The sequence below is a fragment of the Streptomyces hirsutus genome (assembly GCF_001418415.1).
In the GTDB taxonomy this organism is placed as follows: Bacteria; Actinomycetota; Actinomycetes; order Streptomycetales; family Streptomycetaceae; genus Streptomyces; species Streptomyces hirsutus.
Map to the genome: position 1 here is coordinate 1 of NZ_LIQT01000011.1, position 25,661 is coordinate 25,661.

27 protein-coding genes and 1 pseudogene are annotated in these 25,661 nt (G+C 70.3%); 10 read left to right on the forward strand and 18 right to left on the reverse strand.

Annotated elements, in window-relative coordinates:
- Nucleotides 1-237 precede the first annotated feature (237 nt).
- Nucleotides 238-1,131 (forward strand): 4-hydroxy-tetrahydrodipicolinate synthase, encoded by an 894-nt coding sequence (gene dapA / locus AOK11_RS01025; RefSeq protein WP_055591700.1) that lies wholly within the window; start codon nt 238-240, stop codon nt 1,129-1,131.
- Between the two features lie 132 nt (nt 1,132-1,263).
- Here the strand turns inward: dapA and AOK11_RS01030 are convergent, their stop codons facing one another.
- Nucleotides 1,264-1,917, reverse strand: a complete 654-nt coding sequence (locus AOK11_RS01030; protein ID WP_055591701.1) for a M15 family metallopeptidase — start codon at nt 1,915-1,917, stop codon at nt 1,264-1,266.
- 214 nt (nt 1,918-2,131) lie between these two features.
- On the reverse strand, nt 2,132-2,374 hold the full coding sequence (locus AOK11_RS01035; protein WP_206188750.1) for a GntR family transcriptional regulator: 243 nt from the start codon (nt 2,372-2,374) through the stop codon (nt 2,132-2,134).
- 312 nt (nt 2,375-2,686) lie between these two features.
- Here AOK11_RS01035 and AOK11_RS01040 point away from each other — a divergent pair, with 312 nt between their 5' ends.
- Nucleotides 2,687-3,004 carry a hypothetical protein gene (locus AOK11_RS01040; protein ID WP_157869257.1) on the forward strand — a complete coding sequence of 106 codons (318 nt, stop codon included), beginning with the start codon at nt 2,687-2,689 and terminating at the stop codon, nt 3,002-3,004.
- Between the two features lie 644 nt (nt 3,005-3,648).
- Here the strand turns inward: AOK11_RS01040 and AOK11_RS01045 are convergent.
- Nucleotides 3,649-4,134, reverse strand: a complete 486-nt coding sequence (locus AOK11_RS01045; RefSeq protein WP_055591704.1) for a carboxymuconolactone decarboxylase family protein — start codon at nt 4,132-4,134, stop codon at nt 3,649-3,651.
- A gap of 137 nt (nt 4,135-4,271) precedes the next feature.
- On the opposite strand from AOK11_RS01045, the gene AOK11_RS01050 reads away from it, so the two are divergent.
- Nucleotides 4,272-5,234 carry an RNA polymerase sigma-70 factor gene (locus tag AOK11_RS01050; protein ID WP_079034554.1) on the forward strand — a complete coding sequence of 321 codons (963 nt, stop codon included), beginning with the start codon at nt 4,272-4,274 and terminating at the stop codon, nt 5,232-5,234.
- A gap of 68 nt (nt 5,235-5,302) precedes the next feature.
- Here AOK11_RS01050 and dapD read toward each other — a convergent pair whose 3' ends face one another.
- From dapD to AOK11_RS01105, 11 genes are all read right to left on the reverse strand, one after another.
- A complete protein-coding gene (dapD, locus tag AOK11_RS01055; protein WP_055591705.1) occupies nt 5,303-6,292 on the reverse strand; it encodes a 2,3,4,5-tetrahydropyridine-2,6-dicarboxylate N-succinyltransferase in 990 nt (329 codons plus the stop codon).
- Between the two features lie 123 nt (nt 6,293-6,415).
- Nucleotides 6,416-6,958: a TetR/AcrR family transcriptional regulator gene (locus AOK11_RS01060; RefSeq protein ID WP_055591706.1), complete on the reverse strand. Its 543-nt coding sequence runs from the start codon at nt 6,956-6,958 to the stop codon at nt 6,416-6,418.
- Entirely contained in the window at nt 6,958-7,278 is a 321-nt protein-coding gene (locus tag AOK11_RS01065; protein WP_055591707.1) for a DMT family transporter, read from the reverse strand. Before AOK11_RS01065 ends, AOK11_RS01060 begins: the two co-directional genes overlap by 1 nt.
- Nucleotides 7,279-7,420: 142 nt before the next feature.
- Nucleotides 7,421-7,753, reverse strand: a complete 333-nt coding sequence (locus tag AOK11_RS01070; protein WP_055591708.1) for a metal-sulfur cluster assembly factor — start codon at nt 7,751-7,753, stop codon at nt 7,421-7,423.
- Nucleotides 7,750-8,214, reverse strand: coding sequence for a Fe-S cluster assembly sulfur transfer protein SufU (gene sufU, locus AOK11_RS01075; RefSeq protein WP_055591709.1), 465 nt, complete (start codon nt 8,212-8,214; stop codon nt 7,750-7,752). Before sufU ends, AOK11_RS01070 begins: the two co-directional genes overlap by 4 nt.
- A gap of 13 nt (nt 8,215-8,227) precedes the next feature.
- Nucleotides 8,228-9,499, reverse strand: coding sequence for a cysteine desulfurase (locus AOK11_RS01080; protein ID WP_055591710.1), 1,272 nt, complete (start codon nt 9,497-9,499; stop codon nt 8,228-8,230).
- The gene (sufC, locus tag AOK11_RS01085) at nt 9,496-10,260 is read right to left on the reverse strand and encodes a Fe-S cluster assembly ATPase SufC (protein ID WP_055591711.1); all 765 of its coding nucleotides are present in this window, start codon (nt 10,258-10,260) and stop codon (nt 9,496-9,498) included. The genes AOK11_RS01080 and sufC overlap by 4 nt, the downstream gene beginning before the upstream one ends.
- A 7-nt stretch (nt 10,261-10,267) precedes the next feature.
- Nucleotides 10,268-10,585, reverse strand: coding sequence for a non-heme iron oxygenase ferredoxin subunit (locus AOK11_RS01090; RefSeq protein WP_055572483.1), 318 nt, complete (start codon nt 10,583-10,585; stop codon nt 10,268-10,270).
- On the reverse strand, nt 10,582-11,802 hold the full coding sequence (gene sufD / locus AOK11_RS01095) for a Fe-S cluster assembly protein SufD (RefSeq protein WP_055591712.1): 1,221 nt from the start codon (nt 11,800-11,802) through the stop codon (nt 10,582-10,584). The genes AOK11_RS01090 and sufD overlap by 4 nt, the downstream gene beginning before the upstream one ends.
- 114 nt (nt 11,803-11,916) lie before the next feature.
- Entirely contained in the window at nt 11,917-13,338 is a 1,422-nt protein-coding gene (gene sufB / locus AOK11_RS01100) for a Fe-S cluster assembly protein SufB (protein WP_055591713.1), read from the reverse strand.
- Nucleotides 13,335-14,168 (reverse strand): helix-turn-helix transcriptional regulator, encoded by an 834-nt coding sequence (locus AOK11_RS01105; RefSeq protein WP_055591714.1) that lies wholly within the window; start codon nt 14,166-14,168, stop codon nt 13,335-13,337. The genes sufB and AOK11_RS01105 overlap by 4 nt, the downstream gene beginning before the upstream one ends.
- Before the next feature lie 160 nt (nt 14,169-14,328).
- On the opposite strand from AOK11_RS01105, the gene AOK11_RS01110 reads away from it, so the two are divergent.
- The 4 genes from AOK11_RS01110 (at nt 14,329) to AOK11_RS01125 (ending at nt 18,049) form a co-directional block, all read left to right on the forward strand.
- Nucleotides 14,329-15,138 carry an AAC(3) family N-acetyltransferase gene (locus AOK11_RS01110; RefSeq protein ID WP_055591715.1) on the forward strand — a complete coding sequence of 270 codons (810 nt, stop codon included), beginning with the start codon at nt 14,329-14,331 and terminating at the stop codon, nt 15,136-15,138.
- A gap of 67 nt (nt 15,139-15,205) precedes the next feature.
- Nucleotides 15,206-16,129, forward strand: coding sequence for an ABC transporter ATP-binding protein (locus tag AOK11_RS01115; protein WP_055591716.1), 924 nt, complete (start codon nt 15,206-15,208; stop codon nt 16,127-16,129).
- Nucleotides 16,126-16,926, forward strand: coding sequence for an ABC transporter permease (locus AOK11_RS01120; RefSeq protein WP_055591717.1), 801 nt, complete (start codon nt 16,126-16,128; stop codon nt 16,924-16,926). The genes AOK11_RS01115 and AOK11_RS01120 overlap by 4 nt, the downstream gene beginning before the upstream one ends.
- A gap of 91 nt (nt 16,927-17,017) precedes the next feature.
- Nucleotides 17,018-18,049 (forward strand): COX15/CtaA family protein, encoded by a 1,032-nt coding sequence (locus AOK11_RS01125; protein ID WP_055591718.1) that lies wholly within the window; start codon nt 17,018-17,020, stop codon nt 18,047-18,049.
- Here the strand turns inward: AOK11_RS01125 and AOK11_RS01130 are convergent.
- The 4 genes from AOK11_RS01130 to AOK11_RS01145 all read right to left on the reverse strand — a co-directional run bounded on the left by AOK11_RS01130 (nt 18,004) and on the right by AOK11_RS01145 (nt 21,512).
- A complete protein-coding gene (locus AOK11_RS01130) occupies nt 18,004-18,741 on the reverse strand; it encodes a nucleotidyltransferase domain-containing protein (protein WP_055591719.1) in 738 nt (245 codons plus the stop codon). The genes AOK11_RS01125 and AOK11_RS01130 overlap by 46 nt on opposite strands.
- Nucleotides 18,742-18,792: 51 nt before the next feature.
- Nucleotides 18,793-19,899: an amidohydrolase family protein gene (locus AOK11_RS01135; protein WP_055591720.1), complete on the reverse strand. Its 1,107-nt coding sequence runs from the start codon at nt 19,897-19,899 to the stop codon at nt 18,793-18,795.
- A gap of 137 nt (nt 19,900-20,036) precedes the next feature.
- On the reverse strand, nt 20,037-20,417 hold the full coding sequence (locus AOK11_RS01140) for a hypothetical protein (protein WP_055591721.1): 381 nt from the start codon (nt 20,415-20,417) through the stop codon (nt 20,037-20,039).
- 126 nt (nt 20,418-20,543) lie between these two features.
- Nucleotides 20,544-21,512: a heme o synthase gene (locus AOK11_RS01145; RefSeq protein WP_240497165.1), complete on the reverse strand. Its 969-nt coding sequence runs from the start codon at nt 21,510-21,512 to the stop codon at nt 20,544-20,546.
- A gap of 328 nt (nt 21,513-21,840) precedes the next feature.
- On the opposite strand from AOK11_RS01145, the gene tkt reads away from it, so the two are divergent.
- The 3 genes and pseudogenes from tkt to AOK11_RS01160 all read left to right on the forward strand — a co-directional run.
- A complete protein-coding gene (gene tkt, locus AOK11_RS01150) occupies nt 21,841-23,943 on the forward strand; it encodes a transketolase (protein WP_055591723.1) in 2,103 nt (700 codons plus the stop codon).
- A gap of 39 nt (nt 23,944-23,982) precedes the next feature.
- On the forward strand, nt 23,983-25,101 hold the full coding sequence (gene tal, locus AOK11_RS01155) for a transaldolase (RefSeq protein ID WP_055591724.1): 1,119 nt from the start codon (nt 23,983-23,985) through the stop codon (nt 25,099-25,101).
- Between the two features lie 4 nt (nt 25,102-25,105).
- Nucleotides 25,106-25,661 (forward strand): annotated as a pseudogene (locus tag AOK11_RS01160) (glucose-6-phosphate dehydrogenase); the annotation flags it as partial.

A 25,661-nucleotide genomic window follows, 5' to 3' on the forward strand; every position in this document is an offset into this window, starting at 1 on the left:
GGCTGTATTCGGCACGGCTGTATTCGGCACGGCTGTGGCCGTCACGGCTGCGCGTGTCGCGAACGGGCGGTTGCTCGATGGTTGCGGTCACGGTGTTCCGCCTCCTCTCGGTCGGGCGCCTTCCGAGTACCCGGAGCGCGCGGCGCCTACCCTGAAGGCCATTCGTTACTGATACTTACCAATAACGGATAGAGGATTTAAGTGGAGCTACGCAGTGATCGGGCAGAGACTACTCTCATGACCTCATCGACGCCCCCCTTCGGCCGCGCCCTGTGCGCCATGGTCACGCCGTTCACCTCCACCGGCGCCCTGGACCTGGACGGCGCCGCGCGTCTGGCCGACCACCTGGTGAGCCACGGTTGCGACGGCCTGGTGCTGTCCGGCACGACGGGCGAGTCCCCGACCACGACGGACGCCGAGAAGTCCGCCCTCGTCACAGCCGTACGGGAGGCGGTGGGCGGCCGCGCCTCGATCGTCGCCGGTGTCGGCACCGCCGACACCGCGCACACCGTCGCACTCGCCCGCGAGGCCGAGAAGGCGGGCGCCGACGGTCTCCTGGTCGCCACCCCGTACTACAGTCGCCCGCCGCAGGACGCCGTCGAGGCGTACTTCCGCGAGGTCGCGGACGCCACGGGACTCCCCCTGGCCCTGTACGACATCCCGGCCCGCACGGGCACCCGCATCGAACCGGACACGATGCTGCGGCTCGCCGGGCATCCCCGGATCGTGGCGGTGAAGGACTGCTCGTACGACTTCCTGGCCGCCCAGAAGATCCTCGCCCGCACCGATCTCGCCTACTACGCGGGCTGCGACGAGCACATCCTCGCCCTGTACGCCGTCGGCGGCGCCGGATACGTCAGCACGGTCGCGAACGTGGTCCCGGACCACCTGCGCGCCGTCCTGGACGCCTTCGACGCGGGCGACACGGCCCGCGCGGCCGGTCTCCAGCAGCGGGCCACCGCCTTGATCGAGGCGGTGATGGCGAACGGCCTGCCCGGCACGGTCACGGCCAAGGCCCTCCTCACCACCCTCGGCCTGCCCGCGGGCCCGGTCCGCCCACCCCTGAGGCCGGCGGACCACGCCACGACCGAGAACCTCAGGTCGCTCCACGAGGCCCTCACGGCGGGCTGACCGCCATCACGGGCGTCGGCCCGCCCCTCACGACGCGAAGGACGTCGAGGGATGCCTGCCCGGATCAACGCGTCCGGCGGGTGCAGGGAAACAGCACGACCAGACACGGTGGGTCGGGGCGTCACCCGTCGCTCATCGGAGTTCCCGCGGTCCGTACCTGGCGCTATCGGCATCGGCCTGGAAGGCCCAGTAACGGTCGCCGTAGGACCAGTGCCACCACTCGGTGGGGTAGTTCACCAAGCCTGCAGCTGTCAGTGCGTCACCGAGCACCCGCCGGTTGGCCCGCGCTTCGGAGCCGACGCCGGCGGCGTCCGTGTAGCAGGCTCCGTCGCTCTCTTCCGGGCTGGCGTTCACCCGGGTTCCCATGTCGAGTTCCCGCTCGGTGGCGGAGATCAACGTGAGGTCCACCGCGGCGCCGGCGCTGTGGGGCGCGATCTCCGGTGGCGACACGTACCGGCTCGCGGCTTCGCGGACCCGTATCGGCGACCAGCCCGGATTGTCGGCTCGCAGACTGTCGGCGTACCGCTCGAAGTAGAAGCGCTGCAGCGCGGGCGGTCTGTACCCCTCGATGAACAGCAGACGCACACCGTCCGGGAGCCGCTTCTGAGCCTCGAGAAGACGGATCAGAACCCCTTCTCGCAGACGCGCGAACGCCCCTGAGCGATCAGCCTTGCGGGAGTCGACGACAAGGGACTCCTGGAGCCGGACGTCAACGAGTGGTTCGCCGCAGTCGGCCACCGGGATCGCCGCGATCTTCGGATCCGACATCAGCACGATCTTGTTCATGCACTGATCATTGCCACCCGTCCCGCTCAACGGTGGCGACCCTGCTCGCCTTGGCCGGAAGTCACCGGCCCGTAGCCGCATGACGGTCTTGGCTGTCGTGCCCCGGACGGCGACACGACGACCGTCGTCCGTCAATCCAGTTCTGGCGGGTGATCCCCAGGTGAACACCCGCACGACGGCATCACGCAACGCCTCAACACACCTGCAGAGAGAACTAGTTGCCCTCCGGCAGTGAGTCCACGACGAACGTCCCCAACCCCACCTCGCCGCGCGTCCAGCCCTCTTCCCGCACATGCCGCATGGCCTTCGCCGCCGTCGCGTTCACGACGCCGAACTCTTGGGCGATCTCCAGCGTGGACGGCACGCGGCTTCCCGGCGGATAGGTGCCGTCCTGAATCCGTCGGATGATCTCCGCTGCAATCTGCCGCCACAACGGGCGCGTGCGGTCAAGCTCCATGCTGCCAGCGTGGGTGACCACAGCTTTCCATGCATCCGTGGATAACCGTGGATAACTACAGATATGGTGAAGCTGGAATCAGAAGCACCCCTGGACGAGCCGGGCAAGGGCTCGTCCAGGGGCTGACCGAAGAAATGGAGCTTCGGCTGTGCGAAACCTTATCGCCGCGCTTCTTGCGTGCTTCCCGCCGTCCCATGCTGCTCATCGGACTCAGGCCCTGCCGGTACAGGGCATCGTCCCCCGCCCGCTGCCTGCCTCCAGGTCGACATGTCCGGCCAACGTGATCGAAGCCGTTGTCCCGGGGGTGCCGGCATGACCGAGCTTCGCCGTATGCCGCTGAGCACCGATGGACGCACCGGATTCTGCCAGCCGGGTGGAATCGTCGCGGACATCTGCGACGCGATCGAGGACGACTTGATCGAGTCGGCGACCGTGGTGCTGGGACTCGTGAAAGCGATGCTGGACGGCCCACAACTCACAGCGGACGAGTCATGGTTCATGCTCCGCCGCACCACTGAATGCCTCACCGACGCACTGAACGTCGCCGAACTGAGAAGAGAACGGTTGATGGCAGACGACGACTCCTGCCTTCCGGATCCTGCCGGGCGCCCAGCACCCGGTGGTGCGTGACCGAGGTCCGGCGTTCCAGTTGCGATCGATGTGAGTGCCAGCTCCAAGGGTCATAGCATCACTGGGGCTGTTCCCGGCAGGAGCCCGGCGGCACCCGGAGTCGGCCACCGGCCATCGGCCCATCGGCCCGCAATCCTTCGGCCCGAGCCCCCGGTCACTTTCCGACCCGGAGCCCGGGCCGTCGGCAGAGTTCCCGCCTCGGGCACCACTCCGCCCCGCGCCGCCGAGGTGGCCTACGCCGTCCCGACGGGCTGTTCCATACGAGCGGGGTCATCGCGACCGATTGTCAGGACCCAGGCGATGATCCGGAGGCTTCCGGGTTTTGGCCGGTGGAGCCTTCCGGCGTCTCGAGGTCCGGCACGTGCGACAAGGTGACCGAGGTGCGGCCCGTCGCCCACGGCCATGACAGGGAAGCCCGCCTGTGGGCAGCTACTGTCCCACTCCTCGAAAGAGCGGGCACGCCCAGCTGATCGGGCGGTGTCGGCCATCGTGCCGACCGATCCTGCAGGACCACCGGCTCAAGGGCGACGGCTCTCCCAGGCCCAGGATGAGCAGCATCCTCCGTCTCCCCAACCTTGCACGGGCCGGCCAGGGTCGAACGGACCCCAGCCTGACCCGTACCTCTTCCACGGGGCGTTCTCCGCTCAGTCGAGCGCATGGGCGAACATGCCCGGCTCGTACGAGCCTCCCTTCTGGTGCACGATCACGGCGAGCCGGTTGGCCGCGTTGATCAGGGCGACCAGGGCGACCAGCGCCGCGGTCTGGTCGTCGTCGTAGTGCTTGCGCACCCGGGCCCAGGTCTCGTCGGACACGCCGTGGTGGGCGTCGCCGAGCCGGGTCCCTTCCTCGGCGAGGGCCAGAGCGGCCTGCTCGGCCTCGGTGAACACGGTGGACTCGCGCCAGGCGGCGACCAGGTGGAGCCGGACCGCGGTCTCACCGGCGGCCTCGGCCTCCTTGGTGTGCATGTCGATGCAGTGACCGCAGCCGTTGATCTGGCTGGCACGCAGCGACACCAGCTCCTGCGTGGACCGGGGCAGCGGCGACTGCTGGATCACCAGGCCCGCGCCCGCGAACCGCTTGGCGAACTTGAGCGCGATCTCGTTGGCGAACAGGTCGAATCGGGCTTCCATGGCTTCGTCCTCACTCGTGGTGTTGCATCGGACGAACACGAGATGCCGGCCGCCGGCTTTGTGTGACAGAACCGCCGTGTGACACAAGCCACGACAGACGGGTGTCACAGGATCGCGGGGACCGGTGTCCCGTGCGCATGACGCAGTCGGAAGCGAAGGAGCGTCCGGTGAAGAGCGAACGAAGCGAGCCCACGGCCGGGCGCCCCGCGGGCACCGCGGGGACGGATCCCGCCACCGAGGCGTTCGTCGACCATCGCAACCTCCTGTTCACGGTCGCCTACGAGATGCTGGGCTCGGCCGCCGACGCGGAGGACGTGCTGCAGGAGACCTGGCTGCGGTGGTCGGGGGTCGATCTCGGCACGGTGCGGGACCGGCGGGCGTACCTGGTCCGGATCACCACGCGCCAGGCGCTGAACCGGCTGCGTACGCTCGGCCGCCGCAAGGAGTCCTACGTGGGCTCCTGGTTGCCCGCGCCGCTGCTCACCACGCCCGACGTGGCCGAGGACGTCGAACTGGCCGACAGCGTCTCGACGGCGATGATGCTGGTGCTGGAGACGCTCACGCCGACGGAACGGGCGGTGTTCGTATTGCGTGAGGTGTTCGCCCTGGAGTACGACGAGATCGCGGAGGCCGTCGACCGGAAACCGGCCGCGGTCCGCCAGATCGCGCACCGCGCACGCGGCCATGTGGCGGCACGCCGACCGCGCGAACACGTGTCGTCGGCGGACTCCCGAAAGGCGCTCGACGCGTTCCGTCGGGCGGTCGAGACGGGGGACCTGCAGAACCTGCTCGACATCCTCGCGCCGGATGTCGTCCTGCTGGGCGACGGCGGCGGAGTCAAGCAGGCCGTGCTGCGGCCCATCGTCGGGGCCGACAAGGTGGCCCGCCTGCTGGCCGCGGGCCTGGGCAGGATCCCCACCGGTTCGTCGTTCCTGTTCGCCCAGGTCAACGGCCGCCCGGCACTGCTCCTCCGGGTCGACGGCGAGCTCGACACCGTCCTGACGGTCCGCGTCGACCACGGCCTCGTCACCGGCCTCTACGCCGTACGCAACCCGGAGAAGCTGTCCCACATGCGCCGGGAGACGGCCCTGAGCCGATGAGGCAGGGACCCGCGCCGATCACGGCGCCCGGGTGAGTCGACCGCACCCGGGCTCAGGGGAACGTCCCGTCAGTTGTGGCTGTGCAGCACGTCGTTCAGGCCGCCCCAGACCGCGTTGTTCGGGCGGGCCTCGACCGCGCCGCTGATCGAGTTGCGGCGGAAGAGGATGTTGGAGGCGCCGGACAGCGCGCGGGCCTTGACGACCTCGCCGTCGGGCATGGTCACGCGGGTGCCCGCGGTGACGTAGAGGCCGGCTTCGACGACGCACTCGTCGCCGAGCGGGATGCCGACGCCCGCCTCGGCGCCGATCAGGCAGCGCTCGCCGATGGAGATGATCACGCTGCCGCCGCCGGACAGCGTGCCCATGGTGGACGCGCCGCCGCCGATGTCCGAGCCGTCGCCGACGACGACGCCCGCGGAGATGCGGCCCTCGACCATGGAGGTGCCGAGGGTGCCCGCGTTGAAGTTGACGAAGCCCGCGTGCATGACCGTGGTGCCCGCGGCGAGGTGGGCGCCCAGGCGGACCCGGTCCGCGTCGGCGATGCGGACGCCCTTGGGGACGACGTAGTCCGTCATGCGGGGGAACTTGTCGACGGACGTGACGGCCAGGTGCAGGCCCTCCGCGCGGGCGTTGAGCCGCGCCTTCTCGACGTCGTCGACGGCGACGGGGCCGAGCGAGGTCCAGGCGACGTTCGCGAGGAAGCCGAACATGCCCTCCAGGTTCTGGCCGTGCGGCTTGACCAGACGGTGGGAGAGCAGGTGGAGACGGAGGTAGACGTCGTGCGCGTCGGTCGGCTTCTCGTCGAGCGAGGAGATGACCGTACGGACCGCGACCACTTCGACGCCCCGGCGCGCGTCCGGTCCGATCGCCGCGGTCGCGCCGGCGCCGAGGAGTTCGGCGGCCTGCTCGGCGGAGAGCCGCTCGGTGCCGGACGGGCCGGGCGCGTCGGAGAGTTCGGGGGCGGGGAACCAGGTGTCGAGGACGGTTCCGTCGGCGGTGAGGGTGGCGAGGCCGGCGGCCACTGCGCCGGTGGTGCTCTGAGCAGTCGAGTCGGTCATGAGGGCAACCTAACCGGCTCGGGCCCGGCGACGCGAACCGGCGCCGGGCCGTCTCAGGTGCCGGGCGGGCCGTGCCGGAAGCGGGAACGGCCCCAGGTCGGAGCGGTGTGCCGACGGCCCCGCTCAGTTCCCCGGCAGGATGCGCCCCAGCATCTCCCGCGCGTACTCCTCGTCGTACGGCGTGCCGGCCAGCAGGGCCTGGAGGCAGATGCCGTCCATCAGCGCGACCAGGGCGCGGGCGGTGACCGGGTCGGTGCGGTGGGACAGGAGTTCGGCGACGTCCTCGCACCACTCGGCCGCGACGGGGCGCAGGGCGGGCCGGCGCAGGGCGGCCAGGTACAGCTCGTACTCCAGCTCGACGCCGGTGCGCTCGCCCGCGAGCCACTCGCCGAGCAGTCCGGCGAGTTCGGTCGCCAGGTCGGTGCGCGGGTCCTCCAGGCCGCCGTGCGAGGCGACGGCCTTGGCGAACCCCTCGTTGGTCTGGCGCAGCGCGGCGACCAGCAGCTCGTCGAGGGTCTTGAAGTGGTACGTCGTGGAGCCGAGCGGCACATCGGCCTCGGCGGCGACGCTGCGGTGGCTGAGTCCCGCGATGCCGTTCCTGCCGACGACGCGGATCGCGGCTTCGATGATCCGCCGGCGCCGCTCGGGGTCGTACCGGCGGGCCATCAGTGCGCGCCGCCGAGGTTGAGCACGACCACGCCCACGATGATCAGCGCGATGCCTGCGGCCTTGGCCGCGGTGAGCCCCTCCCCCATGAACATGATGCCGATCGCGGCGATGGCGGCGGTGCCCACTCCGGCCCAGATGGCGTACGCGGTGCCGATGGAGAGGGTGCGCAGCGTCTGGGCGAGCAGGCTGAAGGAGACCACGTAGCCCACCAGGGTCAGCAGTGAGGGCCAGAGCTTGCTGAAGCCGTCGCTGTACTTCATGGCGGTGGTGGCGCCCACCTCCGCGGCGATCGCCCCGGCGAGCAGAAGGTATCCCATGCGTACGAGCGTACACAGCGATGCGTACGGCTGTACACAACGAACGGCTCGTCCGACCGGACACGACGACGGCCCCCGGTTCCCGCGAATCCAGTGGATTCGCGGGAACCGGGGGCCGTCCCGTGCCCGTACGACCGGGGTCTCAGACGTTGAAGCCGAGTGCCCTCAGCTGGTCGCGGCCGTCGTCCGTGATCTTGTCGGGGCCCCACGGCGGCATCCACACCCAGTTGATGCGCAGCTCGCTGACCAGGCCGTCCGTGGCGGACTTGGCCTGGTCCTCGATGACGTCGGTCAGCGGACAGGCCGCGGACGTCAGGGTCATGTCGATGGTCGCCACATTGGTGTCGTCGACGTGGACGCCGTAGATCAGGCCGAGATTGACGACGTCGATCCCCAGTTCGGGGTCGACGACGTCCATCAGGGCCTCGCGGACTTCCTCTTCCGAGGCCGGCTTCATCTCCACGGTCTCGCTCATGCCGTTGTCCTTTCGGCGTCGGAGCCCAGTGCCTGGGCCGTCGCGTCCTTCCACGCCATCCAACTGAGGAGGGCGCACTTGACGCGGGCGGGGTACTTGGACACCCCGGCGAACGCGATCGCGTCCTCCAGGGTCTCCTCCATCGCGTCGTCCGGTTCCACCTTGCCCTTGGACTGCATGAGCTCCAGGAAGGTCTCCTGGATCCGCTGCGCCGTGGCGAGGTCCTTGCCGACCAGCAGGTCGTTCAGCACGGAGGCCGAAGCCTGGCTGATGGAGCAGCCCTGCCCCTCGTACGAGACGTCACTGATCGTCGTGCCGTCGTACTTCACCCGCAGCGTGATCTCGTCGCCGCACGTCGGGTTGACGTGGTGCACCTCGGCATCGCCGTCCCGCAAGCCCCGCCCGTGCGGGTTCTTGTAGTGGTCCAGGATGACTTCCTGGTACATCGAATCAAGCTTCACGCGCAGCAGCCCCTCAGCCGAAGAAGTTCCGTACGTGCTCCAGACCGTCGACCAGAGCGTCGATCTCGGCCGGCGTGGAGTACAGATAGAACGACGCTCGCGTGGTCGCGGGAATTCCGTACCGCAGGCAGACCGGCCGCGCGCAGTGGTGGCCGACCCGGACCGCGATGCCCTGCTCGTCGAGGACCTGGCCCACATCGTGCGGGTGGATGTCGCCCAGCGTGAAGGAGATCGCGGCGCCGCGGTCCTCGGCCGTGTCGGGGCCGATGATGCGCAGGTCCGGGACCTCGGTCAGGCGCTTGACCGCGTACTCGGTGAGCGCGTGCTCATGGGCGAGGATCTTGTCCATGCCGATCGCGCTCAGGTAGTCGATCGCGGCGCCGAGGCCGACCGCCTGGGCGACCGGCGGGGTGCCCGCCTCGAACTTGTGCGGCGCGGGGGCGTAGGTCGACGAGTGCATCGACACAGTCTCGATCATCTCGCCGCCGCCGAGGAACGGCGGCAGGTCCTCGAGCAGCTCCTGGCGGCCCCACAGGACGCCGATGCCGGTCGGGCCGCACATCTTGTGGCCGGTGAAGGCCACGAAGTCGGCCTGGAGGGCCTGTACGTCCATCGGCATGTGCGGGGCGGCCTGGGAGGCGTCGATGCACACCAGGGCGCCGACCTCCTGGGCGCGGCGCACGATCGCCTCGACCGGGTTGACGGTGCCCAGGATGTTGGATACCAGCACGAAGGAGACGATCTTCGTCTTCTCGGTGATGACCTCGTCGATGTTGGACAGGTCGAGGCGGCCGTCGTCGGTGAGGCCGAACCACTTCAGCTTCGCGCCGGTGCGCTGCGCGAGCAGCTGCCACGGCACGATGTTGGAGTGGTGCTCCATCTCCGTGATGACGATCTCGGTCTCGTGGTCCACCCGGTAGGGCTCGTCGGCCCAGCCCAGCATGTTCGCCACGAGGTTGAGCGACTCCGAGGCGTTCTTGGTGAAGATCACCTCGTTGCGGGAGGGCGCGTTGATGAACTCCGCGACCTTGTCGCGCGCGCCCTCGTACAGCGCCGTGGCCTCCTCGGCGAGCACATGCACACCGCGGTGGACGTTGGCGTTGTAGCGCTCGTAGTACTCACTGAGTGCGTCCAGCACCTGACGCGGCTTCTGGCTGGTCGCCGCGTTGTCCAGGTAGACGAGTTTCCGGCCGTCGTGGACCTGGCGGTCCAGGATGGGGAAGTCGTTACGGATGGCCTCGTCAAGGAGCCTGGGCTCGGTGAGGAGGCCCGGCAGCTGTGTCACGCGGATGCGCCACCCTTCGCGTATGCCTCGTAGCCCTCGTTCTCCAGCTTGTCGGCGAGCTCGGCGCCGCCGGACTCGGCGATCCGCCCGTCGGCGAACACGTGGACGTAGTCGGGCTTGATGTAGCGCAGGATGCGCGTGTAGTGCGTGATCAGCAGGGTGCCGACCTCGCCGGACTCGCGGACGCGGTTGACGCCCTCGGAGACGATGCGCAGCGCGTCGACGTCCAGGCCGGAGTCGGTCTCGTCGAGGATCGCGATCTTCGGCTTGAGCAGCTCCAGCTGGAGGATCTCGTGGCGCTTCTTCTCACCGCCGGAGAAGCCCTCGTTGACGTTGCGCTCGGCGAAGGCGGGGTCCATGTGGAGGCGCTCCATGGTCTCCTTGACCTCCTTCACCCAGGTGCGCAGCTTGGGGGCCTCGCCGCGGATGGCGGTGGCGGAGGTGCGCAGGAAGTTGGAGACGGAGACGCCGGGGACCTCGACCGGGTACTGCATGGCCAGGAACAGGCCGGCGCGGGCGCGCTCGTCGACGGACATCTCCAGGACGTCCTCACCGTCGAGGGTGACGGTGCCGCCGGACACGGTGTACTTGGGGTGACCGGCCAGGGCGTAGGCGAGGGTCGACTTGCCGGAGCCGTTGGGGCCCATGATGGCGTGCGTCTCGCCCTGCTTCACGGTGAGGTCGACGCCCTTGAGGATTTCCTTCGTGGCGTTGTCGGCCTCGACGGTGACGTGCAGGTCTCGGATTTCAAGCGTTGCCATGGGGGCCTCAGGACTCCTGGGTGACGGAGACGAGCACGTCGTCCCCTTCGATCTTTACGGGGTATACGGGAACGGGGCGCGTGGCCGGAAGACTGTCGGGCTTGCCCGAGCGGAGGTCGAAGCGCGAGCCGTGCAGCCAGCACTCGATGTGGCAGTCGTCGACCTCGCCCTCCGAGAGGGAGACGTTCGCGTGCGAACAGATGTCGTTGATCGCGAACACCTCGCCCCCGGTGTGCACGAGGGAGACCGGCGTGCCGTCGAGTTCCACCCTTTTCGGGGTGTCCTCCTCCAGCTCGCTCAGTCCACAGGCGCGTTGGAAGGTCATCCGACCGATGCCTCCAGCTCCTCCTCGATCTTGGCGATCAGGCGCTCCTCGATGTCCTGGACGCCGATCTGCTGGACCAACTCGGCGAAGAAGCCGCGGACCACCAGGCGTCGGGCGTCCTGCTCGGGGATGCCGCGGGCCATCAGGTAGAAGAGCTGTTCGTCGTCGAAGCGGCCGGTCGCGGAGGCGTGGCCGGCGCCGACGATCTCGCCGGTCTCGATCTCCAGGTTGGGCACGGAGTCGACGCGGGCGCCGTCGGTGAGGACGAGGTTGCGGTTCATCTCGTAGGTGTCGGTGCCCTCGGCCTTGGCCTGGATGAGCACGTCACCGATCCACACGGCGTGCGCGTCGTCGCCTTGGAGCGCGCCCTTGTAGGCGACGTTCGACTTGCAGTGCGGAACGTTGTGGTCGACCAGGAGGCGGTGCTCCTGGTGCTGGCCGGCGTCGGTGAAGTACAGGCCGAACAGCTCGGCCTCGCCGCCGGTGCCCGCGTAGGCCACCCGGGGGTGCAGCCGGACCAGGTCGCCGCCGAAGGTGACGACGACCGACTTGAAGGAGGCGTCGCGGCCGATCAGGGCGTTGTGCTGGGCGACGTGCACGGCCTTGTCGTCCCAGTCCTGGATGGAGACGACGGTGAGCTTGGCGCCGTCGCCGAGGACGTACTCGACGTTGGCGGCGAGCACCGCGTCACCGGTGTGGTCGATGACGACGACCGCCTCGGCGAAGGCGCCGAGCTCGATCACCTGGTGGTTGTAGGCGGCGCCGCCCTCGCCGTGCACCGCGATGCGGATCGGCTCGGTGAGCACGGTCTCCTTCGGCACGGTCACGACCGAGGCCTGCTCGAAGGCGCTGTACGCCTGGGCGGCGACGCGGTCCACCGGCTTGCCCGCCCGGCCGAGCCGCGCGTCGTCGCGGCCGACGACCTCGACGCGAACGCCCTCGGGCGCCTCGACGGCGGTCTTGACGCCTTCGCCGGTGGCGACGGCGGTGCCGTCGTGCAGGCCGCGCAGGCGCTCCAGCGGGGTGAACCGCCATTCCTCCTCGCGGCCGTGCGGGACCGGGAAGTCCGCCACGTCGAAGGACGGGGGCGCGCTCATACGGGTGGCGACGGTCGACTCGGCGGCCACCGCGATCGAGCCGGCGGTGGTGGAGCCCACCGGTGGGGGTCCCCCCGCCGCAGCGAAGCCGGAGGTGGGGGAATTCTGAGCCTCAGCCATGGCTGTCGTAGTGCTCTCTTTCTGAGTGAGACGTGTGCTGTCCGACGGGGCGGGCCGAGCCGACCCGCCAACAGGCGGGTCGGGTCGACCGGCCGACGGGGGCGGGGCGGCGGGTCAGCCGACCGCGCCCTCCATCTGCAGCTCGATCAGCCGGTTGAGCTCCAGCGCGTACTCCATCGGCAGTTCCTTGGCGATCGGCTCGACGAAGCCGCGGACGATCATCGCCATCGCCTCGAACTCGGACAGACCGCGGCTCATCAGGTAGAAGAGCTGGTCCTCGGAGACCTTGGAGACGGTCGCCTCATGGCCCATGGACACGTCGTCCTCGCGGACGTCCACGTAGGGGTAGGTGTCCGAGCGGGAGATGGTGTCCACGAGCAGCGCGTCGCACAGCACGTTGGACTTGGCGCCGGGGGCGCCCTCACCGATCTCGATCAGACCGCGGTAGGAGGTGCGGCCACCGCCGCGCGCCACCGACTTGGAGACGATGTTCGACGAGGTGTTCGGGGCCATGTGCACCATCTTGGCGCCGGCGTCCTGGTGCTGGCCCTCGCCGGCGAAGGCGATGGACAGGGTCTCGCCCTTGGCGTGCTCGCCCATGAGGTAGACGGCCGGGTACTTCATCGTCACCTTGGAGCCGATGTTGCCGTCGACCCACTCCATGGTCGCGCCCTCGTAGGCCACGGCGCGCTTGGTGACCAGGTTGTAGACGTTGTTCGACCAGTTCTGGATGGTCGTGTAGCGGCAGCGGCCGCCCTTCTTGACGATGATCTCGACGACGGCGCTGTGCAGCGAGTCCGAGGTGTAGATCGGGGCGGTGCAGCCCTCGACGTAGTGGACGTAGGCGTCCTCGTCGACGATGATCAGCGTCCGCTCGAACTGGCCCATGTTCTCGGTGTTGATCCGGAAGTAGGCCTGGAGCGGGATGTCCACGTGGACGCCCTTGGGGACGTAGATGAACGACCCGCCGGACCACACGGCCGAGTTCAGCGACGCGAACTTGTTGTCGCCGACCGGGATGACGGTGCCGAAGTACTCCTGGAAGAGCTCCGGGTGCTCCTTCAGCGCGGTGTCCGTGTCGAGGAAGATGACGCCCTGCTCCTCCAGGTCCTCGCGGATCTGGTGGTAGACGACCTCGGACTCGTACTGCGCGGCGACACCGGCGACCAGGCGCTGCTTCTCCGCCTCGGGGATGCCGAGCCGGTCGTAGGTGTTCTTGATGTCCTCGGGCAGGTCCTCCCAGGAAGCGGCCTGCTTCTCGGTGGAGCGCACGAAGTACTTGATGTTGTCGAAGTCGATGCCCGACAGGTCCGAGCCCCAGTTGGGCATGGGCTTCTTGTCGAACAGCCGCAGGCCCTTCAGCCGCAGCTTCAGCATCCACTCCGGCTCGTTCTTCTTCGCGGAGATGTCACGGACGACGTCCTCGCTCAGACCGCGCTTGGCCGCGGAGCCTGCCGCGTCGGAGTCGGCCCAGCCGAATTCGTACGTACCCAGGCCCTCGAGTTCGGGGTGGGCAGTCTCCGTGGGGAGAGTCATGCGGGGTTCCTCCCGGCCGTGCTTGCGGATGCGGTTGCGTTGTGGATGTGGGGCGAAGGCTTCTCGGGCTTCGTCCCGGACGTTCTCGGGGGTTTCGAGGGTTCCGGTGGCTTCGGGGGCGGTGAGGCCCCCGAAGCCCTCGAAGCCGTCGAGGACTTCGGGATGAAGGTGGTGCAGACACCGTCGCCGTGGGCGATGGTGGCCAGCCGCTGGACATGCGTACCGAGCAGCTCGGCGAAAAATTCCGTCTCCGCCTCGCAGAGTTGCGGAAACCGCTCGGCGGCGTGGGCGACCGGGCAGTGGTGCTGGCACAGCTGCTCACCCTGCTGCGGGTGGGGGGCGCTGCGCGCGGTGGCAGCGTACCCGTCCGCGGTGAGCGCCCTGGCCAGGGCCTGGGCGCGCTCCTCGGGAGCCGCCGCCGCCACCGCCTCGCGGTACGAGCCGGCCTGGGCGGCGATCCGGGCGCGGGCGAACGCGGCGATCGCCTCGTCGCCGCCCTCCCGCTCGCCGATCCACCGCAGGGCGTCCACGGCCAGTTCGTCGTACGACTGGTCGAAGGCGTCCCGCCCGCAGTCGGTGAGGGCGAAGACCTTGGCCGGGCGTCCGCGCGTGCGTGCGCCGTAGACCCGGCGCTCGCGCGCCTCCACGATTCCGTCGGCGGCCAGGGCGTCGAGGTGGCGGCGGACGGCCGCCTGGGTCAGCCCGAGCCGCTGGGCGAGATCGGACACGGTCGACGGGCCGTGGTCCAGGACGGAGCGCACGACCCGGTTGCGGGTGGACCGCTCACCGGTCGCAAGTTCCTCCTGCGGAGCCTCGCCGACGTTTTTCACAACGCCATTGTTGCGTAATTCATCCGGCCCGGGCAAGCCGTGCATGATCCACTCCGGGGTGCGCTGCATCACTTAGGCAAACCTAAGGTGACCTGCGGAAACGATCTTTGATCGATCAAACCGGTGGCACCCCCGGGCCGCTTCCGGGACACTGCCGGGCATGCCCGCACCCCTGCCGACCGGCCCTCTTGTCACCCGGGACACCCTCGCCGCCGGTCTCGCCGAGCTCGGTGTGCGGCCCGGCGAGACCCTCCTCGTGCACTCCTCGCTCAGCTCCCTGGGCTGGGTCAACGGCGGCCCGATATCCGTCGTCGCCGCACTGCTCGACGTGCTGGGTCCGGACGGCACCCTGGTCGTCCCGGCCCAGTCCGGCGACCTCTCCGACCCGGCGCTGTGGGGCGATCCGCCGGTGCCGAATGCCTGGTGGGAGACCATCCGGGCCACCATGCCCGGCTACGACCCGGCGACCACTCCCACCCGCGGGGTGGGAATCGTCCCGGAGACGGTACGGACCTGGCCGGGTGCCCGGCGCAGCGCCCACCCGCAGACCTCGTTCGCCGCGCTCGGACGGCGGGCGGCGGAGGTCGTCGCGGTGCACGCGCGGGACTGCCGACTGGGTGAGCACAGCCCGCTGGCGGCCCTGGAGCGGCTGGACGCCCGGGTGCTGCTGCTCGGCACCGGCTACGACACCTGCACCTGCTTCCACCTCGCCGAGTACCGGATACCCTCCCCGCTCGTCGCGGTGGGCCGCCCCGGCCCGGCGGGCTGGGAGACCCCGACCGAGGTGTCGATCACCTCCGAGCGCTTCGACGAGCTGGGCCACGACTTCGAACGGGACCGCCCCGCGGACCGCCCCGTCGTCCGCGGCAGGATCGGGGCGGCCGGGGCGCGGCTGTTCCCGCTCCCGGACGCGGTGGCCTACGCGGAGAGGTGGCTGGAAGTGCACCGGCCCCGTACGGAGGAGCTCTGAACCCGAACCCCGGCAGTTCCCCACCCCCCGGCCTGAGTCCTCCGGCCCGTCCCTAGACTCGTGACCCATGCGAAGCGAGCCCGTGGTCCAGGTGCAGGCCCTGGTGAAGCGGTACGGCACGAAGACCGCGGTGGACGGCCTCGACCTGGTGGCACGGCAGGGCGTGACGGCCGTGCTCGGGCCCAACGGGGCGGGCAAGACGACCACGGTGGAGACCTGCGAGGGATACCGGCGGCCGGACTCCGGCACGGTGCGCGTCCTGGGCCTGGACCCGGTGCGGCAGTCGGCCGCGCTCAGACCCCGCGTCGGCGTGATGCTCCAGTCCGGCGGCGTCTACTCGGGCGCGCGGGCCGACGAGATGCTCCGGCACACGGCCAGGCTGCATGCGCACCCCCTGGACGTGGACGCGCTGATCGAGCGCCTCGGACTCGGCTCCTGCGGCCGTACGACGTACCGGCGGCTCTCCGGCGGCCAGCAGCAGCGGCTCGCGCTGGCGATGGCCGTGGTCGGGCGCCCGGAACTGGTCTTCCTGGACGAGCCGACCGCCGGACTCGACCCGCAGGCCCGCCGCGCCACCTGGGACCTCGTACGGGATCTGCGCGCCGACGGGGTCTCCGTCATCCTCACGACGCACCACATGGACGAGGCCGAACAGCTCGCCGACGACGTCGCGATCATCGACGCCGGCCGGGTGGTGGCCCAGGGCAGCCCCGAGGAGCTGTGCCGGGGCGGCGCCGAGAACACCCTGCGCTTCTCGGGCCGGCCGGGGCTGGACGTGGTCTCCCTGCTCAAGGCGCTGCCGCCCGATTCCCAGGCCGACGAGCTGACCCCGGGCTCGTACCGGGTGGTCGGCGAGGTGGACCCGCAACTGCTCGCCACGGTCACGTCCTGGTGCGCACAGCACGGCGTGCTGCCGGACCGGATCTCGGTCGAACGGCACACCCTGGAGGACGTCTTTCTGGAACTCACCGGCAAGGAGCTGCGCTCATGATTCCGGCACCCACCGGGACCGGCCGGGCCGGTGGCACCGGCGCCTACGCGCCGAAGCCGGGCGCGGCGCCGCTCTCCCGCATGATCGCGGCGCAGGCGGCGCTCGAGACGAAAATGCTGCTGCGCAACGGCGAGCAACTGCTGCTCACCGTGATCATCCCCACCCTGCTGCTGGTGCTGTTCAGCACCGTGGACATCGTGGACACCGGCGCCGGCGAGGCCGTGGACTTCCTCGCCCCCGGCATCCTCGCGCTGGCGGTGATGTCGACGGCGTTCACCGGGCAGGCCATCGCCACCGGCTTCGAGCGCCGGTACGGGGTGCTGAAGCGGCTGGCCTCGTCGCCGCTGCCGCGCTGGGCGCTGATGACCGCGAAGACGCTGTCGGTGCTGGTCACCGAGGTGCTCCAGATCGTCCTGCTGACGGTGATCGCGTTCGCGCTGGGCTGGTCGCCGCAGGGCAACCCGTTCGCGGTGCTCCTGCTGCTGGTGCTGGGCACGGCCGCCTTCTCGGGACTCGGCCTGCTGATGGCGGGCACCCTGAAGGCCGAGGCGACGCTCGCCGCCGCCAACCTGGTGTTCCTGCTGCTGCTCGTCGGCGGCGGGGTCGTCGTGCCGCTGGAGAACTTCCCGGACGCCGCGCAGGGCGTCCTCGGGCTGCTGCCCGTCTCGGCGCTGTCGGAGGGCCTGCGGGACGTGCTCCAGGACGGGGCGGGGCTGCCGTGGGGCCAGGTCGCGATCCTCGCCGTGTGGGCGGTCGCGGGGCTGGCGGCGGCGGGCCGGTTCTTCCGCTGGGAATGAGCGGGTGGGGTGAGGAACACGGACGGGGGACAGGGATCGGCGGAGCGTCCGGACGGACCCTCGTGAAAGCGTGCACAAGCGGAGCCCTACGATGGGTCGCGTGCCAAACCTGACCCGCGCCGACGCCCAGGCGGCCCTGCGCAACCCCCTCGCCTTCATCGCCGCACGCTGGACCCCGGACCCCCGGACGGTCCGGCGGGCGGTCCTCGCCGCGCTCGTCATGGCGGTGGTCATCGTGGTCACCGGCGGTGCGGTGCGGCTGACCGGCTCCGGCCTGGGCTGCCCGACCTGGCCCAAGTGCACCGACGATTCCCTCACCTCCACCCGCGAGATGGGGGTGCACGGTGTCATCGAGTTCGGCAACCGGCTGCTGACGTACGTGCTGTGTGCCGCCGTCGGCTGGGCGATCGTCGCCGTGCGCTCCGAGAAGCCGTTCCGGCGCAGCCTGACGCGACTGGGCTGGGCGCAGTTCTGGATCGTGATGGGCAACGCGATCCTCGGCGGCATCGTGGTCCTGGTCGGCCTGAACCCGTACACGGTCGCGGCGCACTTCCTGCTCTCCTCGGCGCTGATCGCGGTGGCCGCCGTGATGTGGCAGCGCGTCCGCGAGGGCGACGGGGAGCCCCGGCCGCTGGTCGGCAAGCCGGTACGGCAGCTGGTGTGGTTCCTGGTGGTGGCGTCCGTGCTGCTGATCGCGGTCGGCACGGTGGTGACCGGCGCGGGGCCGCACGCGGGCGACTCCAGCGAGGTCGCGCGGATGCCGGTGGACTCGGCGATGGTCAGCAAGCTGCACGCCGTGCTGGCGTGGGTCGTGGCGACGCTGACGTTCGCCCTGTGGTTCGTCCTCAAGGCGGTGGACGCCCCCAAGGACCCGCTGCACCGCACCCGCGAGCTGTTCCTGATCATCCTCGCGCAGGGCGTGATCGGCTACGTCCAGTACTTCACGGACCTGCCCGAGGTCCTGGTCGGCGCCCACATGTTCGGCTCCTGCGTGATGTGGATCTGGGTGGTGCGGGTCCTGCTGTCGCTGCGTGAGCGGCCGGATGCGCCGGCGGCCGATCTGCCGGTGCCGTCCGATCAGCCGGCCCGCGCCACGAGCGAGTCGATCGCCGGCCCCAGGTAGTCCCGGGTCAGCCGTGCCCGGCGCAGGACCCATTCCCCGTCGGGCGGTGCGGGATCCTCGTAGCGCCGCCTCCGGATGTCCGCGACGACCTCGCCGGGGGCCCCGAGGTCGGCCAGTACCTCCAGGGCCTCCCGCTTGGAGATCAGCCGGCCCTCGCGCACCGTGACCGTGGCGCGGGCGAAGGTCAGCAGACCCAGGTCGACCCATACGGCCTGCGTCCAGTGGGCGTCCCGGTCCACTTCCCGCCGCCAGAAGTCGCGCTGGTCGCGCACCACGAACGCGGCGAGTTCGCCGTCCGGCACCGGCGGCAGCACGTCCGCGGGCGGCGCACCGCGCAGGACCCGGCCGAAGCGGTGCAGCTCGGTCCGGGTGACCGGGGTGACCGTCCGTGCGAAGAGCTGCTCGTGTGCCCAGGTCAGGTGGCGCCGCTCGGCATCCGGGGCGGTGTCCGGCGTCAGATAGGTGCAGTGCAGCCGGTCGGCGAGTGGCTCATTGCGCAGGCGGGCGTGCAGCAGCGCCACCCGCCACGCCGTCCGCGCCGTGACCGGGCGGTCCAGGACCGTGATCAGGTCCAGGTCGCTGCGGCCCTCCCGGTAGTCACCGCCGGCCAGTGAACCGTGCGCCCAGACGGCGACCGGGGTGAGCGGCGCGAGGCCGGTGAGGAAGCGGTCGAGCAGGGCGTCGGTCGGCATCCGCCCAGTCTCCACGCCTCACTCCGGCCCGTACACTCCCGCGTGCTCGCCTCACTCCAGCCCGTACACCCTGCTCGCGTTCCCCGAGGCGATCATTCCGGCCACCCGCCGCGCGTCGTCGAGCGCCCACGCGCCCTCGGCGACCCAGCCGCCGAGGACCCGGGCGAGCGCCTCGCGGAACAGGCGTGCGCCCACGACGTGCAGTTCGGGCAGTCCCCGGGCGCCGCTGGAGAAGAGGACCTTGCCGAAGGGGGCGAGTTCCAGGACCTCCGCGAGGACGGTCGCCGCGCCGGCGCCGGTGCGGGCCAGGGCGGCACCGGAGTCGACGTACACATGCGGGTAGATGCCTGCCAGGCGGGCGGCGTGCCGGTGGTCCGGGTAGCCGTGCAGCAGGACGAGGTCGGTGCCGAGCCCGGCGGTGGCCCGGAGGAAGCCGCCCAGCAGCGCCGGGTCGGTGGCCCCGGGCCGGGTGCCGGGTGCGCCGGGCCCCACGTGCAACTGCAGGGGCCGGCCCGAGGCGACGGCGGTCCACAACAGGTGCCGCAGCAGCACCGGGTCTCTCAGCTCGTCCCCGGCCCGGCGTGCGGCCAGCCAGCGCGCGGCCGCGCCGCGCACCTCCCCCGGCCCCGGCGGCTGCGGGGCCAGTGCCGGACCCTGCCGTAGGCCGGCGACGGAGGTGAAGGCGACGGCGTGCGCGGCGGCTCCGTGGACGGACTCGGCGAGGTTGGCGAGGAAGGACTCCACCGTGCCGGAGGTGTCGGCGACCTGCTCGGCGAGTTGTTCGAGGCGCACGATCTCGTGGGCCTCGGCGGCGCCGGCCCTGGCCAGTTCCGCCGTTCCGGTGAGGTCGCCGGGCAGTCCGGTGTCGACGAGGTAGGTGGTGATGCCGCTGGCCCGCAGCAGTCGGCGGCCCGTCTCGGCGGCGCCCAGCTCACGGCGCCGGGCCAGGTAGCGGGCGGGCGGGCAGTGCGGCTCCAGGCCGAGCAGGGGCGGGCACCAGCGGCGTACGGCGAAACCGGTCTGGGTGTCGAAGAGGGTGGTGCCCGGGGCGGGCGGGCCCCCGGTACGGGCGAGCTGGGCCTCGAAGGTGCCGAGGCCCAGCTCGGTGCGCAGCACGCCGTGGCAGTACTGGTCCACGAGGGACGGCGGGTCGATCATCCGGGCTCCCCAGGTGGGCGCTGCGCTGGCTTCGCAGGGCCTAACGGTGAACCGGTGAGTAGGTGTTGCCCGGCCGCGGGGCTGCCGTGGCGCGGCCCGGCGTCCCCCGCCGGGCCGGCGCCGCCCGAGGGCGTGGTTCAGCCGTTGGCCGGGCCGCCGATCTGGAGGCCCGCCATACGGGTCCACTCGTACCGGCCGGTCCTGACCTTGGCCGCGAACTCGCCGTCGAAGTCGTCGTGGAGGGTGATACCCGCCCGCTCGGCCGCCTTCTGGGCGATGGGGTAGGAGTGGGCGACCAGGTCGCCCCAGTCGCCGTCCTCGCCGACGAGCACGATCCGGGCGCCGCGCTGTCCGAGGTACGCGATCTGGCCTTCGGCTCCGCCGTGGGCCGTGGCGAAGCCACTGATCCTTTTGGCGAGCTTGGCCGCCTTCCGGTCGGCCTTGCGCTCGGCCTTCTGTTCGGCCCGCTGCTCGGAGGTCTGCTCGGCCTTCGGGTCCGACTGCTGCGTGTCTGCCATGACCAGGATGCTACCGACGGGTAGATCGAATCGCGACGGGCGGGGTCCGTGGCCTTGGCCACGGACCCCGCCCGGGGAACGCGTCGGAAGGGGCCGCCACGGGAGGCGGACTGCCGCGGGAGGGGCCTACCGCAGGAAGGGGTCCACCGCGACGGCCACGAAGAGCAGCGACACATAGGTGATGGACCAGTGGAACAGCCGCATCTCCTTGAGCTTGCCGCCGGTCACCTCGGACTTGGCCCGGTTGAGGAGCGCGTGCGCCTCCCAGAGCCACCAGCCGCCCGCGGCCAGCGCGACCGCGGTGTAGAACCAGCCGGTGTAGCCGAGGGGCGTGAGCAGCAGCGACACCGCGACCATGACCCAGCTGTAGATCACGATCTGCTTCGCGACGACCTTGTTGGAGGCGATCACCGGGAGCATCGGCACGCCCACGCGCGCGTAGTCCTCCTTCACCTTCATGGACAGCGGCCAGTAGTGCGGCGGCGTCCAGAAGAAGATGACGAGGAAGAGGACGACCGGCGCCCAGGACATCGAGTTGGTGACCGCGGACCAGCCGATCAGCACCGGCATGCAGCCGGCGATGCCGCCCCACACGATGTTCTGCGACGTACGCCGTTTGAGGATCATCGTGTAGACGACGACGTAGAAGAGGAGCGCGCCGAGGGAGAGCCAGGCGGACAGCCAGTTGACGGCGAGGCCGAACAGCAGGGTCGAGACGACGGCCAGGGCGATGCCGAAGGCCAGGCACTCGCGCGGGCTGACCATGCCGGTGACCAGGGGCCGCTGCGAGGTGCGGTCCATCAGGGCGTCGATGTCGCGGTCGAGGTACATGTTGAGCGCGTTGGCACCCCCCGCCGACAGGTAGCCGCCGACGCAGGTCAGCAGCACCAGCCTCAGGTCGGGCACCCCTTGCTGCGCCAGGAACATCACCGGAACGGTGGTGATGAGCAGCAGCTCGATGATCCGCGGCTTGGTCAACGCCACGAACGCCTTGACACGGGCCCCGATCGGCCGGTGACTCGGGCTCTGGCTCGTCCCGATAACCCCCGCAGGACGGGATTCAACGGCCGTCACTCGCACCCCTGACAGAGACATCCCAGCAAGCCCTCCCGATGAAGTGGCGGTAAAGGCTCGCGCGTACCACGCCACCTTAGACGTTGCCCAGACCCGGACATTCGCGGGGGTCGGCTCGTGTTGAACATGGTCGCTCATCGCGGAGATCCGAGCTCGATTGAGCATCCGGATGAGCGGCTCCGTATTCATCTGCCGAATGCGAATACTTCCCAGTCAGAAGGCGGATTGCCGGGAGCCTGGGCACTCTGGAAGGACTCGGGGGAAGCGTGTCCTGCGGGGGTAGGCTCGACACCGCCGGTATGTACCCATCCGGCTTCCGAATGCATGTGGAGAGGAGCCCTGACTCAGGGTGAGCACCAAGCCGACCACCACAGACCTCGAGTGGACCGAACTGGACCAGCGGGCCGTGGACACCGCCCGCGTCCTGGCCGCCGATGCCGTACAGAAGGTCGGCAACGGCCATCCCGGTACGGCGATGAGCCTGGCGCCCGCCGCGTACACCCTCTTCCAGAAGGTGATGCGGCACGACCCCTCGGACGCCGACTGGGTCGGACGGGACCGTTTCGTCCTGTCCGCCGGCCATTCGTCCCTGACTCTCTACACCCAGCTGTACCTGGCCGGTTTCGGCCTGGAACTGGACGACCTGAAGGCGTTCCGCACCTGGGGTTCGAAGACGCCCGGACACCCGGAGTACGGGCACACCACCGGCGTGGAGACGACGACCGGGCCGCTGGGCCAGGGTGTCGCCAACGCGGTCGGCATGGCGATGGCCGCCCGCTACGAGCGGGGTCTGTTCGATCCGGAGGCCGACCCGGGCGAGTCCCCGTTCGACCACTTCGTCTACTGCATCGCCGGTGACGGCTGCCTGCAGGAGGGCATCTCCGCGGAGGCGTCCTCGCTGGCCGGCCACCAGAAGCTCGGCAACCTGGTCCTGCTGTGGGACGACAACCACATCTCGATCGAGGGCGACACCGAGACGGCCGTCTCCGAGGACGTCACCAAGCGGTACGAGGCCTACGGCTGGCACGTGCAGCGGGTGGCCCCGAAGCCGGACGGCGACCTGGACCCGAACGCGATCTACGACGCCGTCCAGGAAGCCAAGAAGGTCACCGACCGGCCGTCGTTCATCGCGATGCGCTCGATCATCGCCTGGCCGGCCCCGAACGCGCAGAACACCGAGGCCTCCCACGGCTCGGCGCTCGGCGACGACGAGGTGGCCGCCACCAAGCGGGTGCTGGGCTTCGACCCGGAGCAGACCTTCGAGGTGACCGACGAGGTCATCGGCCACACCCGCGGGGCGCTGGAGCGCGGCAAGCAGGCGCGGGCCGAGTGGGAGAAGTCGTTCCAGGAGTGGCGGAGCAACAACGCCGAGCGCGCGGCCGAGTTCGACCGGATCGCGGCCGGTGAGCTGCCCAAGGGCTGGGAGGACACGCTTCCGGTCTTCGAGCCGGGCAAGGCGGTCGCCACGCGTGCCGCGTCCGGCAAGGTGCTCCAGGCGCTCGGCGCGGTCGTCCCGGAGCTGTGGGGCGGCTCGGCCGACCTGGCGGGCTCCAACAACACGACGATCGACAAGACGTCGTCCTTCCTCCCGGCGGACAACCCGCTGCCCGAGGCGGACCCGTACGGCCGCACGATCCACTTCGGCATCCGCGAGCACTCCATGGCCGCGGAGATGAACGGCATCGCGCTGCACGGCAACACCCGCATCTACGGCGGCACCTTCCTGGTGTTCTCCGACTACATGCGCAACGCGGTGCGGCTGTCCGCCCTGATGCACCTGCCGGTGACGTACGTGTGGACGCACGACTCCATCGGTCTGGGCGAGGACGGCCCGACCCACCAGCCCGTGGAGCACCTGGCCTCGCTGCGCGCCATCCCCGGTCTGAACGTCGTCCGCCCCGCGGACGCCAACGAGACCGCGATCGCCTGGCGGGAGATCCTGAAGCGCTGGACGAAGGAGTTCGGCAAGGGCGCCCCGCACGGTCTGGCCCTCACCCGCCAGGGCGTGCCGGTCTACGAGCCGAACGAGGACGCCGCGCGCGGTGGCTACGTGCTGTTCGAGGCCGAAGGGCCCTCCGGGCAGAGCGCGGAACCGCAGGTGGTCCTGATCGCCACCGGTTCCGAGGTGCATGTCGCCGTCGGGGCGCGCGAGCAGCTGCAGGCGGCCGGCGTGCCGACGCGCGTGGTGTCCATGCTCTCGGTGGAGTGGTTCGAGGAGCAGGACCGGGAGTACCGGGACAGCGTGCTGCCGCCGGCCGTGAAGGCCCGCGTCGCCGTCGAGGCGGGCATCGGCCTCACCTGGCACAAGTACGTGGGGGACGCCGGGCGCATCGTGTCCCTGGAGCACTTCGGCGCGTCCGCCGACGGCAAGGTGCTGTTCGAGGAGTACGGCTTCACCGCCGAGAACGTGGCGGACGCCGCCCGGGAATCGCTGGCCAACGCCCAGCGCTGACGCTCACACAAGACACGAAACGTAGGAGATGGAATTTCCATGACAGACGCACTCAAGCGCCTTTCCGACGAAGGCGTCGCGATCTGGCTGGACGACCTGTCGCGCAAGCGGATCACGTCCGGCAACCTCGCCGAGCTGATCGACCAGCAGCACGTCGTGGGCGTCACCACCAACCCGTCGATCTTCCAGAAGGCGATCTCCGAGGGCGACGGCTACGAGGAGCAGCTCGCCGACCTCGCCGCCCGCGGGGTCACGGTCGAAGAGGCCATCCGGATGATCACCACGGCGGACGTCCGCGACGCCGCCGACATCCTGCGCCCGGTCTTCGACGCCACCGACGGCCAGGACGGCCGGGTCTCCATCGAGGTCGACCCGCGTCTGGCGCACAACACGCGTTCCACCGTCGCCGAGGCCAAGCAGCTGGCCTGGCTGGTGGACCGGCCCAACACCCTGATCAAGATCCCGGCGACCGAGGCCGGCATCCCGGCGATCGCCGAGACCATCGGCCTGGGCATCAGCGTCAACGTCACGCTGATCTTCTCCCTGGAGCGCTACCGCAAGGTCATGGACGCGTTCCTGACCGGCCTGGAGAAGGCCAAGGAGCGCGGCCTGGACCTGTCGAAGATCCATTCGGTGGCGTCGTTCTTCGTGTCCCGGGTGGACACCGAGATCGACAAGCGGATCGACGCGCTCGGCACCGACGCCGCCAAGGCGCTGCGCGGCAAGGCCGCCCTCGCCAACGCGCGCCTGGCCTACCAGGCGTACGAGGAGGTCTTCGCCACCGACCGCTGGAGCGCGCTGGAGCGCGAGGGCGCCAACAAGCAGCGTCCGCTGTGGGCCTCCACCGGTGTGAAGGACAAGGCGTACAAGGCCACGCTGTACGTCGACGACCTGGTGGCGCCGAACACGGTGAACACCATGCCGGAGGCGACCCTGGTGGCCACCGAGGAGTCGGGCGAGATCACCGGCAACACCATCGCCGGCACCTACGAGCAGGCCCGCGCCGACCTCGACGCGGTGGAGAAGCTCGGCATCTCGTACGACGAGGTGGTGCAGCTGCTGGAGAACGAGGGCGTCGACAAGTTCGAGGCGGCCTGGAACGACCTGCTGAAGTCGACCGAGGCGGAGCTCGCGCGCCTCGCCCCTTCGGAGGGCTGACATCTTGTCGAGCAGCAATCCGCTGCGTGACCCGGCAGACCGACGGCTCCCGCGTATCGCGGGGCCGTCGGGCCTGGTCATCTTCGGAGTCACGGGCGATCTGTCGCGCAAGAAGCTGATGCCGGCGGTGTACGACCTCGCCAACCGGGGTCTGCTGCCGCCGGGCTTCTCGCTGGTCGGTTTCGCCCGCCGTGAGTGGGCGCACGAGGACTTCGCGCAGGAGGTCCACGACGCGGTCAAGGAGCACGCCCGCACCCCCTTCCGTGAGGAGGTCTGGCAGCAGCTCATCCAGGGCATGCGGTTCGTCCAGGGCACCTTCGACGACGACGAGTCCTTCGAGCGGCTGCGCGGCACGATCGAGGAGCTGGACAAGGCCCAGGGCACGGGCGGAAACTTCGCGTTCTACCTGTCGGTGCCGCCGCGGTCCTTCCCGGTGGTCATCCAGCAGCTGAAGAAGCACGGCCTCGCCGACCAGTCGAGCGGTTCCTGGCGGCGCGCGGTGATCGAGAAGCCGTTCGGCCACGACCTGAAGTCGGCCGAGGAGCTCAACGCGATCGTCC

What these genes read in the sequence shown, in the direction of transcription:
- dapA (WP_055591700.1), top strand. Translation starts at nt 238, where the DNA reads ATGACCTCATCGACGCCCCCCTTCGGCCGCGCCCTGTGCGCCATGGTC.
- AOK11_RS01030 (WP_055591701.1), bottom strand. Translation starts at nt 1,917, where the DNA reads ATGAACAAGATCGTGCTGATGTCGGATCCGAAGATCGCGGCGATCCCG.
- AOK11_RS01035 (WP_206188750.1), bottom strand. Translation starts at nt 2,374, where the DNA reads ATGGAGCTTGACCGCACGCGCCCGTTGTGGCGGCAGATTGCAGCGGAG.
- AOK11_RS01040 (WP_157869257.1), top strand. Translation starts at nt 2,687, where the DNA reads ATGACCGAGCTTCGCCGTATGCCGCTGAGCACCGATGGACGCACCGGA.
- AOK11_RS01045 (WP_055591704.1), bottom strand. Translation starts at nt 4,134, where the DNA reads ATGGAAGCCCGATTCGACCTGTTCGCCAACGAGATCGCGCTCAAGTTC.
- AOK11_RS01050 (WP_079034554.1), top strand. Translation starts at nt 4,272, where the DNA reads ATGACGCAGTCGGAAGCGAAGGAGCGTCCGGTGAAGAGCGAACGAAGC.
- dapD (WP_055591705.1), bottom strand. Translation starts at nt 6,292, where the DNA reads ATGACCGACTCGACTGCTCAGAGCACCACCGGCGCAGTGGCCGCCGGC.
- AOK11_RS01060 (WP_055591706.1), bottom strand. Translation starts at nt 6,958, where the DNA reads ATGGCCCGCCGGTACGACCCCGAGCGGCGCCGGCGGATCATCGAAGCC.
- AOK11_RS01065 (WP_055591707.1), bottom strand. Translation starts at nt 7,278, where the DNA reads ATGGGATACCTTCTGCTCGCCGGGGCGATCGCCGCGGAGGTGGGCGCC.
- AOK11_RS01070 (WP_055591708.1), bottom strand. Translation starts at nt 7,753, where the DNA reads ATGAGCGAGACCGTGGAGATGAAGCCGGCCTCGGAAGAGGAAGTCCGC.
- sufC (WP_055591711.1), bottom strand. Translation starts at nt 10,260, where the DNA reads ATGGCAACGCTTGAAATCCGAGACCTGCACGTCACCGTCGAGGCCGAC.
- AOK11_RS01090 (WP_055572483.1), bottom strand. Translation starts at nt 10,585, where the DNA reads ATGACCTTCCAACGCGCCTGTGGACTGAGCGAGCTGGAGGAGGACACC.
- sufD (WP_055591712.1), bottom strand. Translation starts at nt 11,802, where the DNA reads ATGGCTGAGGCTCAGAATTCCCCCACCTCCGGCTTCGCTGCGGCGGGG.
- sufB (WP_055591713.1), bottom strand. Translation starts at nt 13,338, where the DNA reads ATGACTCTCCCCACGGAGACTGCCCACCCCGAACTCGAGGGCCTGGGT.
- AOK11_RS01110 (WP_055591715.1), top strand. Translation starts at nt 14,329, where the DNA reads ATGCCCGCACCCCTGCCGACCGGCCCTCTTGTCACCCGGGACACCCTC.
- AOK11_RS01115 (WP_055591716.1), top strand. Translation starts at nt 15,206, where the DNA reads ATGCGAAGCGAGCCCGTGGTCCAGGTGCAGGCCCTGGTGAAGCGGTAC.
- AOK11_RS01120 (WP_055591717.1), top strand. Translation starts at nt 16,126, where the DNA reads ATGATTCCGGCACCCACCGGGACCGGCCGGGCCGGTGGCACCGGCGCC.
- AOK11_RS01125 (WP_055591718.1), top strand. Translation starts at nt 17,018, where the DNA reads ATGGGTCGCGTGCCAAACCTGACCCGCGCCGACGCCCAGGCGGCCCTG.
- AOK11_RS01130 (WP_055591719.1), bottom strand. Translation starts at nt 18,741, where the DNA reads ATGCCGACCGACGCCCTGCTCGACCGCTTCCTCACCGGCCTCGCGCCG.
- AOK11_RS01135 (WP_055591720.1), bottom strand. Translation starts at nt 19,899, where the DNA reads ATGATCGACCCGCCGTCCCTCGTGGACCAGTACTGCCACGGCGTGCTG.
- AOK11_RS01140 (WP_055591721.1), bottom strand. Translation starts at nt 20,417, where the DNA reads ATGGCAGACACGCAGCAGTCGGACCCGAAGGCCGAGCAGACCTCCGAG.
- AOK11_RS01145 (WP_240497165.1), bottom strand. Translation starts at nt 21,512, where the DNA reads ATGTCTCTGTCAGGGGTGCGAGTGACGGCCGTTGAATCCCGTCCTGCG.
- tal (WP_055591724.1), top strand. Translation starts at nt 23,983, where the DNA reads ATGACAGACGCACTCAAGCGCCTTTCCGACGAAGGCGTCGCGATCTGG.